This window comes from Corallococcus sp. Z5C101001 (assembly GCF_007352635.1).
In the GTDB taxonomy this organism is placed as follows: Bacteria; Myxococcota; Myxococcia; order Myxococcales; family Myxococcaceae; genus Corallococcus; species Corallococcus silvisoli.
Genome location: NZ_VKLU01000005.1, coordinates 1,191,570 through 1,202,428 on the forward strand (window position 1 = coordinate 1,191,570; position 10,859 = coordinate 1,202,428).

Here is a 10,859-nt window from a genome sequence, read left to right on the forward strand (position 1 = left end):
CTCCGTCTCCTGGTTGGCATTGTCCACCGCGACCGCGGTGATGACGAATCGCCGGTTGCGGCTGCCCACGGGGGCGACGAACGTCCCCACGTAGACGTCGGGGGCTCCCGGAATCCCCGCGGGGTGCTCGGCCACATCCACCCGCTTGCCGTCCACCAGGAAGATGACCTTCCGGATGCCGGTATCCGGGTCCAGCGCCTTCGCTTCGATGCGGACACGGCCGCCGTCGAAGACGTTCGTTCCGGCGAGCGGCTTCTGCAGCACCACCGTGGGCTTCTGGTCCTTCTTCACCAGCACGTCCAGCGGGGCCGACCACGCCTCGCGCCCCGCCACATCCAGCACGTGAGCGCGCAAGCGCACCGTCTGGTCCACCTGCGCCGCCGGTGCCTCGTAGGCGAAGGTGAAGGGCCGCAGGTAGCGCCGCGCGACCTCCGTGGCTCCGGCTTCCGGCCCCGCGTGCAGCGACACGTGCGCGACGCCCAGGCTGGCGTTCGACACGACCGCGGTGAAGTCCGAGGCCAGGCCCACCACCACATCGCTGGATCCCTGGAGTGCCACCGCCAGGGGCTTCTCGTTCACGACGGTGAGCTCCGAGCGCGCCTGCTTCTCGTTGCCGGAGGTGTCCACCGCGCGAGCGACGAACGTCAGCGCCGTGTCGGGGGCATTCTCGGGCCTTGTGGGCACGCGGTAGGTGAAGCGGTACGGCGGCACGGGTAGCGTGGCCAGCGGGGTGAGGGGACCACTGCCCTCCTGCACCGAGAAGACCACCGCGGCGACGCCGACGTTGTCCTCGGCCACGACCTCCAGGTCCACGTTCATCCCCGCGACGATCTCCGAGTGGTCCGCGGGAGTGAGGAAGCGCACCGTGGGCAGCTGGGCGTCCGCTTGGACTTGCAGGGTCACCACCGGAGCCTCGGCCACGTGGCCGAACGTGTCCTTCGCGCGGGCGCGCACGGTGAGGGGGTGTTTGGCGGAGCCGTACGGCAGCGGCACGCGGAACGAGAAGGGCTTCTCCGTGGCGGTGTAACGCAGGGGGCCCGTCACCCCGCCCTCGACCACCGCCTCGACCCACGCCAGGCCGACGTCGTCCTGCGCCGCCAGCACGAGGCCGAAGTCCCGACCCTCGGTGAGGATGTCGCCATCATGCGGCTGGGCCACCGCGACCGTCGGGGGAGCGTCCTCCCCCACGGGCAGCACCACCACCTGGCTGAAGACGGCATGGCCGTACGTATCCACCGCCTTCGCCTGGAGGGACAGCGTCTGTGCCCCGGGAGGCACCGTCACCAGGAAGGTGAACGGGGGCTGGTACACGGGAGGCAGGTCCTCGTCGTTCATCCGCAACTGCACCGACGCGATGCCCACGTCGTCCTCGGCGGCGACCGAGACCGCGACGCGGCTGCCCCTGACGACAGTCCGGCCATCCGGTGGTGACACGATGGCCACCGAGGGTTCGCGGTCGCGGACCACCCGGATGGGCTGGATGAAGGACGCTGTCTTCCCAGATATGTCCCGGGCTTCCGCGGCCACGAAGTAGTCCATGTCCACGCTGCCCAGCGAGGGCAGCGCGGGCGCCACCGCCTGGGCGGTGATGAGCGGCGCGTAGATGTCCACTTCCGAGGACGGGAACGCGTTCTCCTGTGGGAAGCCACCGGCGGTGTGGAACACTTGGAGCTCCGCCATGCTGGGACCCGCGAGCAGCTTCACCTGCTCCACGAAGACGTTGTCCCAGGCCGCCGCCGACACGCGGAACGAGGTCTTCTCCACCACCGCCTGGCGGAGCGTGGGCAAAAGGACCTGCACGGAGGGGCTCTTGTCGTCCGCCACCACGAGGGTGGACCGCTCGACGACGGAGGCGTGGCCCTCCTTGTCCGTGGCCACCACCCGCACATCGAAGTACGTCTGCGAGCGCGATGGATCCAGCGCGAGGAAGCCGGGAGGCAACCGGACGCGGCCGCCATAGGATTTCAGCCTGGAGATGTCCCGGTAGGGCGAGTTCTCATCGCCGGCGACCAGTGCCTGGAAGGCGGCTCGCACGCGGACGTCCACGGGAACCGGCAGCCCGTTGATCAACCCGTCCTGCAAGACGGGAATGGGCGCGCCCTGCGCCCCATCGATCTGGAGCGCGGACTGGCCGTTGAGGAAGAACTCCACCTTCGCGACGCCCGTGTCGTCGCCCGCGAGCGCCTGCACGAAGAGCTGGATGCTGCCTTCGACGAGGGTGGCGTTCTGCTCGGGCGCGGACAGGGCGAGCGCTGGCGCCTGGGGCTTGCGCCCCTCCACCACGAGCCGGGCCATTCCCACGTTGCCAGCCGTGTCCGTCACCGTGACGCGCAGCACGGAGGGAGCGCCGTCCCACGCCACGGGGGGCGTGAACGTCACCGGATGCGACACACTCGCCTGGGCCGGCGCGACCGTGCGCGAGACCGGGGGGGCATCGCCAAACGCGGTGGTGATGAGCGCCACCCCCACGTCATCCGAAGCCTCCAGGGTCAGGGTGGCCGGGATGCCCTGCACGAGCCGCACGAGCCCGCTGTCCAACTCCGTCGCGGACACCGACTCCACCGCGGACTCGAGCTTCACCCACCGCACCGTGGGCGCCGTGTCCGCGCGCACATGCACGAAGGCCGGAGGCGACAGGAACGCATTGCTCGCACGGTCCCTCGCCACCACCGTCAAGGCCACGGGAGCCCCGGTGGCGGTGGGCTGGAGCACCAGCGTGCGCTGCGCCGAAGCGGCGGGGCGCGTGAACGATTCGCGGACCGCGCCATCCACCAACAGCTCCGCGGACTCCACCTCCACGTTGTCGCGGAAGGACACGAGCACGGAGACGGGCATGCCCGCCACCACGGAGCCCCCGTTGGACGGCTGGAGCACCGCGGCCACCGGGGCCTCCAGGTCGGGCTGCACGCTGACCGTCCGGACCGCGCGCGCGCGGTGTCCCTGGCCATCCCCCGCGAAGGCGGTCAACACCGCCGTGCGAGGCGCCCAGCCCAGCGGAGGCCTCAGGGCGAGCTGCGGCTGCAGCGCGCGGCCCGGCAAGGACGCGATGACGTTCCAGCGCGCGGTCGCGAGCCACGTCCCGGCCGCCACCGCCCGCACCTGCACCGAGCCCGCGTCATAGACGAGCTGCGTCCGGCTGATCTCCACGGCCGCCCCAGGCGCGCCGCCGGATGACAGCTCCACGTCGATTTCATCCACCGTCAGGGCGGCCGGGAAGCCCAGGTCGACCTCGTAGGACGGCGCCTTGAACTCCACCTCCCGGTGCCCCGCGCTCAGCGTCGCGAGGAAGGTCTTCACCTCCGGAAGGGCCTCCGCTCCAGCGCCCAGGCGGTAGCGGTACCCGACGCGCGCCTTGAGCGACTGGCCGGACGGCGGCGCGACCACCTTCAACTTCGCGCGGCCCGGCTGGTTCCCCAGCCCCGCCGCTGGGGGCACCACGCGCACTCGCCCTGAGGTCACCTCCAGTTGGGAGGTGCGCCCTTCGCCCAGGGACCAGGTCAACAGGGAGGCGAGCCCCGCGCCGGTCGCGCCCGGCGTCGCCACGTCGAACGCCTCTGGTGCTCCGTCAACGGGGGTGGCCTCGGACGTCGCCAGCACCGCGAAGCCGGACTCCACCTTCACGTCGTCCCGCAGCTCGGCCTGGAGGGACTCCGAGCGCTCTTCGGTGAGGACCGCGCCCGCCGCTGGGACGAGCCACGACACCGTCGGCGCGGCGTCCGGCATCAGCACGCGGGTGAGGACCTGCTCCGTCGCCTTGCCCGTCGCATCCACCGCCCGAGCCGAGAAGACGAGCGGACGGGAGCCGGAGGCCAGCTGCGGCAACGCGACGCTCACGGTCGCAGTGACCGTCGCTCCCGGGGTGATGGCCGGCAGCGTCAACGGGGTGTTGTCCAGCCGGGCTTCGAGTGTCTTCACCTGGCCGTCGTCACTGGCCTGAAGCACCAGCTCCACGGTCGTGCCCGCGACGCACGTCGTGTCATCCGGCGTCTTCCGCAGGGACAGCGTCAAGCGGGGCGCCTCGCGGTCCACCTTCTCCTTCACATCGAGCGTCACCTCGGTGTCGGCGGAGTTGCCGGCGGGGTCGAACGCGCGCGCGATGAGGTGGTGCCGCGTGGGGCTCAAGGTGGGCAGGGACACCGTCCCCGCGTAGGTGCCCACGTACTCGCGGCTGAGCAGGATCGTCCCCGGCCCCAGGGGGTCGGGGGTCCGCACTTCGTCGAAGCGTTCATCGACGTTCGGCAGCGACACCGCGGGCGTCAATGGGTTCCCGTCCACGAGGATGGCCACGGAGGACACCCGCACGTCATCGCGGACCTCCACGCGGACGCCCAACGTGCCCCCGGACACGACCTCCACGGTGCTGGCGGACGGAGCCACCCGGCTCACCCTCGGCTTCTGGGTGTCAGGCGCCACGGCCAGGGTGACGGTCACGGGCTGCGAGTCCTGCGGCTTCGTGTCCCTCGCGATGACGCCCACGGTGGCGGGTTGCCCCAGGTGGACGATGGGCGCCCGGACCACCACGGTCTGGGGCTGGGTGACGTTCCGAACCGGCCCCGTCTCGGGCAGCGTGCCCTGGAGGATGCCGCCAGACACGCCCACCCAGCCGATGACGCCGTCGTCGTCGCCGAGCGACACCGTCATGCGAACATCTTCGCCCTCTTTGTAGGGGCTGCCGGGAGGCGGGGCGAGCACCGTCACGGTGGGCGGCGCGTCCTCGACCACGAGCACCTTCAGCGTCCGCTCCGCGGTCCGGGCTGGCGAGCCCTGCGACCCGAGGTCCGACGCCACGGCGCGCAATGTCACCTCCTGATTCGCATCCCCTTCGGCCAGCGGGACCTGGAACGTGTAGACCTGATAGAGCCCCTGCACCTCCCCGGTGGTGAGGCGAGCCACCCGGGCCGCGCCTCGGTACAACTCCACCCACGCCACGCCCACGTTGTCGGAGGCCACCACCTCCACCTTCAGCGAGCGCTTCGCGAAGACCCTCGCGCCCTCTCCAGGCGAACGGAACCCCACGAGCGGCGCCTGGTCGTCCTCGACCAGGTGGATGATCCGGGTCGCCTCCGCCTGATGCCCACCGGAGTCGGTGGCCACCGCGCGGAGCGTCTCCGTCCGGGCTCCGCCCGTGAGCGGGAGTTCGAAGCGGTACGGCGCCGCCACCAGGGACGCCACCCGGGTGGCCCCCAGGTAGAGCTCCACCTGCTGCACGGCCACGTCGTCCGTCGCGTTGACCAGCACTTCCAGGGACGTGCCAAGCGTCGCGGAGGTCTCCGCGCCCGGCCGCACGAATGCCACGCTCGGCGCGCCATCCGCCTTGGACTGGAACAGGATCTCCGGCGAGATGCCCACATTGCCGGCGGCATCCGTGGCATGCACCCGCAGCCGGTGGCTTCCCAGCGTGGCGATGGACGCCTTGGGGAGGATGAAGTGGGTGATGAACGAGCCTGACGTGGCGCCGTTGCGGGCCGGGGCGGAGTCCGTGAAGACAGGCTGGACGGCGCTGTCGAGGAAGAGCTCCACCTTCTTGACGCCCACGTCATCCAGGCCGGCCGCGGTCACAAGCAGATCCTGGGTGGTGACCACGGAGGCGTTCATCAGCGGCGTGACAAGGGACACCGAGGGCGGCAACAAGTCCGGGGACGCGGTCAACCTGCGCGTCACGGCGGTCTCCATGCCAACGGAGTCTCGCGCCACCGCCTTGAAGACCAGGGTCCTGCCCACGGCGTCCACGGGCACGAGCACCTCCGCGGCGTACGGGGCCGCGCTGGACAGGCCCACCACCACTCCGTCGACGTACCAGGTCACCTGCAACGGCGGCGGCGAGTCGTCCGACACGTCCGCGGTGAGCAGCACGCGGGAGCCCGCGAGGATGGGGTCGGAGATCCCGGGGCTGACGATGTTGATCTGCGGCGGGCGGTCCGCCTTCACATGGGCCCGGAACCCCACGCTGCGCGCGTTGCCGCCCACATCGATGGCCTGCACCGCCACCTGCACGTCCGACCCCAGCAGCGAGGTGGGGGGCGTCCAGGTGAAGGTGAACTCCGTGGACCCGGAAGGCGATCCTTCGAAGGACGCCTTCGCGAGCCGCTGGGTGGCGACCGTGGCCCCATTGACCATCAGGCGCACGTCCACCCCGAACGCCAGCGCGTCGTCCGCCACCGCACCGCTCACGAGGAAAGGCGCGCCCGCGGTGACATCCACGGGCGACACGGCGGGTGTCTTCAGGGTGACGAGGGGCGCGGAGTCCGCCGCGACACGGACGGGGAGCGACTGCGCGGGAACCGGAGCGCCGAAGCCGTCCACCGCCTCCGCGCGCAGGATGACGCCGGTGCCGGCCGCCGTCAGCGGAGGGATGAAGGTCACCTCCCAGAAGGGCACCAGCAAGAGCTGATCCACGCCCTTCTCCGACTTCAACGTGCGAACCTCCACCCGGGGAGCGGAGGCCAGCCCGAGCGGCGCGCCATCCACGGTGAAGCGGACGGACTGGAAGTCGCTTGGGGACAACGAGCCCTGCCGCCAGTCGCCGCTCGTCACGCGCACCGTCTGGGGCAGGCCGGCGACCAGCACCTGACCCGCCTCGGGCGCGTCGTACACGAGGGTGCGGCTGCTGGGCGCCGGCGCGCCGGTCACCGGGATGCGCAGCTCGGCGGCGGCGCTCTCGTGGTTCGCGGTGTCCACCGCCACGGCGCTCAGCACCAGGATCGCCCCCACCGTGGAGGGCGCCTTGACCTGGAGGGTGAAGGGCGCTTCGGTGTCCGTCACGGTGGGAACACCGTTGACGCGGAACTCCACCCGTGTGACGCCGACGTCGTCGGTCACCAGGGCCTTCACCTCCAGCTCACCTCCAGCCACCACGGAGCTGGGCGCGCTCAGCTTCACCTCCGGAAAGGCGTCCCGCGCATCCACCCAGAGCGACACCTCGGCCTGGTCCGGGTACTTCGCGAACACGCGCGTGGGCTGGGCCTGAAGCGACGTGACGCGACCTTCCGAGGACACCTGGAGGCGTGACGCATCCTCGGAGCGCCACTGTGTTCCCAGCGCGGAAGGTGAGAGGTCCACGCGCTGGCCGTTGGAGAGCGTCCCCACCAGTCGCAGTTGCAGCGAGCCTCCCACCCTCTCGATGACCGCGGGCGCCTCCGACGGCACGGGGACGACCTCCAGCGACGCCAGGGTCGCGCTGGAGTCCACGAGGACGGGCACCTCCGCGGTGAGCCCCGCGTAGTGCACGCGCACCACGGTCTCCCGCGCCGAGCCGGTGGCCCGCGCCACCACCTGACCATCACGCGTGACCATGGCCACGGACGGGTCGTCCGACTCATAGGTGGCGCCGCTGGCCCCGCCGCTGACGTCCACCTCGCCCGCGATGGCGAAGACCGCCGTCACCTTCAGTGGCACCCGCTGCCCGAAGCCCTCCGACAGCAGCAGCGACGTGGGGCTGGCGCGCAGGAACAAGACCGGATCGAAGGCGGCCGAGTCGGTGAACTCCACCGTGGAGGTGTGCACCGTCCGGCCGAACGCATCCACCAGCGCCACGTCCGCCACCACCACGCCATCCGAGGGGATGCGCTCTCCCTGCACCGGCACCGCGAAAGCCACGCGGCCTGGCGCGGCCACCCGGGGGCGCGCGACCAGCCGGCGCCCCACCGCGAACGCATGCGACTCCACCTCCGCGAGGTCGCCCTTCACGGTGCGCAGCAGGGCCGCGGACGCGCCCAGCACCGTCAGCTCCGCGCGCGCCACGCTCCCCTGGAAGGCCACGTCCACCAACAGCTGACCGGTGTCCACCGACGCCCGGGCCCGCACCGCGTCCGGCGCGAAGGCTGGCGGCGGATGGGTCGCATCGAGCACGACCTGCACCGCGGTCGCCGTCGCGCCCTCGTCAGCCACCGGGGTCGCGGAGACCACCAGCCGGCCGTCCGCCGGAAACCCCTGCGACAGAGGAACGAGCACGTGGAAGGGAACCGCGCCGGCCTGATCGCGCGACACCATCACGCGCGCGAGGTCGACGAAGACTCCCTTCGTGGCGGAGGTGCCCTGGAGCGTCACGGCCACCTGGGACGCGCCGCCGTCGACCTCGAAGCCCAGCTCGACCGAGCGGGCCCCTGGCTGGATCGACCTCAGGGGATAGACGGACGCGACCGAGGGCGCGGCCTGGGCCAGGGCGAGCCCCGGCATGGCGCAGCCCAGCACGAAAATCATCGCCGCCAACGCCCGCAGGCGCGGTGTGGAGAAACGCTCCATGGGTACTTCCCCCTCTCCCGCCGACGCGTCAGGGACGCGCCGTGACCTCGACCTGTACGTCCGAACCACTCCGCAGCCGCGCGCGCAGCGCATCGAACACCTTGCGCTGCCGCACCGGCGCCAGCCGCCCCTCGACCTCCGCCCGCACTTCCTCATACGGAGGGACCCGCGCGGGCCGGCGCTCCAGCAGCTGCACCACCGCGAAACCTTCCTCGGTCTCCACCACCGGGGAAACCTGCCCCGGCGTCCTCAGCGCGAACGCGGCCGCCTCCAGCCGCCGGTCCGGCAGTTCGCCCCGGGCGAACACGCCCAGGTCGCCGCCACGCGCCCGCTCCGGGCCATCCCCGCTCGCCTGCACCTGGGCGAGCGGCTCCTTCTGGAGACGCCGCGCGAACTCCTCCGCCCGGGTGCGCGCCCGGGCGCGGTCGCCCGCGCTGCCCTGCCGTTCGAAGCGGGCCAGCACCCGCCCCAGGTGGATCCGCTCCGGCTGTTCGAACTCCTGCCGGTTCGCGTCGTACCAGCCTCGCAACTCCTGCTCGGTCGCGGCGCCAGCGGATCGCTCCTCCTGGGTCAGGAGCGCCTGCACGATGAGCCGCTCCTCCAGCTCACGTACCTGCCGGGCGATGTCCTCGCGTCCCGCCAGCCCCTGGCGCTTCGCCTCCGTCACCAGCAGGCGCTTGTCCACCAGCGACCAAGCGAATTCACGCTGACCGGCCTCGCTCGCGAACTGCTCGCGCAGGGCTGGCGGCAACCGCCGCGATTCGCGCTCCCACTCCTCCCGGGTGACGACGCCTCCGTCGAAGCGGGCCACCAGTTCGCGGGGAAGCGGTGCCTTCGGGCCGGCCGACGCCGTCGTTTCGAGAGGCCGTCCTTCACAGGAGCTCAGCGCGAGCAGCAACAACGCGCGGTGGAGGGTGTGAACAGGCGATTGCAAAGGATTCCTCTGAGACGGAGAAGACAGCCACAGTGTGCACGATCTGGCGTTTGAGCAGCAATAGCACGTGCCCCTGACGCGTTTGAATTCACCGCCGCCTCTTTGTTACGGTTCCCCGTGACTCGCAGCCGGGCGTTGGGGCCCAGGCTCGCCGGAATTCCCTCCAGGGATTGCATTTCATGAATATCGCCAAAATTGCTGCCGCCACAACAACAGCCCTGTTTCTCCTGAATGCATGCAAGGGTTCAGGAATGTCACAGGAGGGGAGCACAAATGACCCAGTGGTGGCGCGAGTGGGCTCGGGTGCAATCACCGCGAGTGAATACAAAGCAAGACTCGAAGAGCAGCCGCCCCTTATCCGGTCCCGCTACGGTTCGCTGGAAATGAAGAAAGAGTTCCTTGACACGCTGGTCCGCTTCGAAGTGCTTGCGCAGGAAGCCCGCCGTCAGGGGTTGGAGAAGGATCCTGAGTTCCAGGCAGCAGTGGAGAAGCTGCTGGTCCAGCGGCTGGTTCAGAAGCAGGCGGCGAGCGTGACGACCGTGCCCCCCACGGACGACGAGGTGCGCAAATACTATCAGGAGCACCTCACGGAGTTCGTCCGGCCCGAAAAGGTACGGGTAAGTCAGGTGTTCCTGGCGTCCGCGGAAGGGGACGCCAAGCGGGCCGCGGTGAAGGCGGAGGCGGACAAGTTGGTGGCGGAGATCCGCAAGCAGGAGGCGGGGCCGGTGAAGACGGCGTTCGCGGAGCAGGTCCGGAAGCGCTCGGACGATGCGGCCTCTCGGGATGCGGGAGGCGAACTGGGCCTGTTGACACAGGAAGAACTGGCGGCGAAGTGGGGCCAGCCCGTCGCGGATGCCACCTTCGGACTACAGACCCTCGGCGAGGTCGGACTCGTGGCGTCCTCGCGCGGGTTGCACCTCTTGAAGCTGACGGCCCGGCAGCCGGGCTTTTCCCAGACGGTGGACCAGGTGAAGCCGCGCATCGAGAGCCGCCTGATGGTCGAAAAGCGCTCGCGGGCCATGGATGATCTGATGGCGGGGCTGCTGGGCAAGACGAAGGTGGAGGTCGATGAGAAGGTATTGAGCAGCCTTTCTGTCGACAAGGATGGCGTGGGCAACGCGCAGTCTTCGCCCTGAGGAGGACAGCGGCCCAGCCTTTCCATCGCGAAGGCAGGGCCCCCTTCGCCCTTCCCTGCTGGCAAGCCGAGGAGGGCTTCGTCGACCCGCTCTTCGCTTCGGCGAAAATAGCGAGCCCTGCGTCGGAAAGACGAAGCGGGACAAGGCGACGACGGTCATGGCCGCTGCAGACGGAGCTGGTCCTTCTCTCGCCATTGCGCGGCGAGCGCTTCTCCCCACGCAACCAGCCTCTTCGGAAGCACCCTCGACGAGAGCCTCATCGACGAGCTTCCCCGCGACTCATCGGCGACAAGGCCTATGACGCTGAGTCGCTCGGCGATCGGCTGTGGCACGAGCAGGGAGTGAAGTGGATTGCTCCTCAGCGCCGGGAGCAAGCCAAGGGCCCAGGATGGGCGCGAGATGCGCCAATACCGTCGACGCCGGAAGGTGGCGCGGCTCTTTGCCTGGCTCCAAAACTTCTGGGCGTGACCCGGCGGATTCAAGCGGTCGTCGCAACGCCTCTTGGTTGAAGTGAACGTAGATGAGTGTTCAGCACCTCGGAAGGTGTC

At 70.4% G+C, this 10,859-nt stretch carries 3 protein-coding genes (1 of these 3 only partly in view); 1 reads left to right on the plus strand and 2 read right to left on the minus strand.

Annotated features, from left to right (window positions below; genetic code table 11):
* Together FOF48_RS15115 and FOF48_RS15120 are read right to left on the minus strand one after the other, a co-directional pair.
* Nucleotides 1-8,241 carry the beginning of an Ig-like domain-containing protein gene (locus FOF48_RS15115; protein WP_143902070.1) on the minus strand. It extends 22,992 nt beyond the left edge of the window, so the window shows 8,241 of its 31,233 coding nt (coding positions 1-8,241); it begins with the start codon at nucleotides 8,239-8,241; its stop codon lies off the left edge, out of view.
* 28 nt (nucleotides 8,242-8,269) lie between these two features.
* Nucleotides 8,270-9,175 (minus strand): peptidyl-prolyl cis-trans isomerase, encoded by a 906-nt coding sequence (locus FOF48_RS15120; RefSeq protein WP_186001916.1) that lies wholly within the window; start codon nucleotides 9,173-9,175, stop codon nucleotides 8,270-8,272.
* Between the two features lie 179 nt (nucleotides 9,176-9,354).
* Here FOF48_RS15120 and FOF48_RS15125 point away from each other — a divergent pair, with 179 nt between their 5' ends.
* A complete protein-coding gene (locus tag FOF48_RS15125) occupies nucleotides 9,355-10,311 on the plus strand; it encodes a peptidylprolyl isomerase (protein ID WP_143902074.1) in 957 nt (318 codons plus the stop codon).
* Nucleotides 10,312-10,859 lie beyond the last annotated feature (548 nt).

Coding starts and splice junctions, on each gene's coding strand:
- FOF48_RS15125 (WP_143902074.1), top strand. CDS start 9,355: ATGAATATCGCCAAAATTGCTGCCGCCACAACAACAGCCCTGTTTCTC.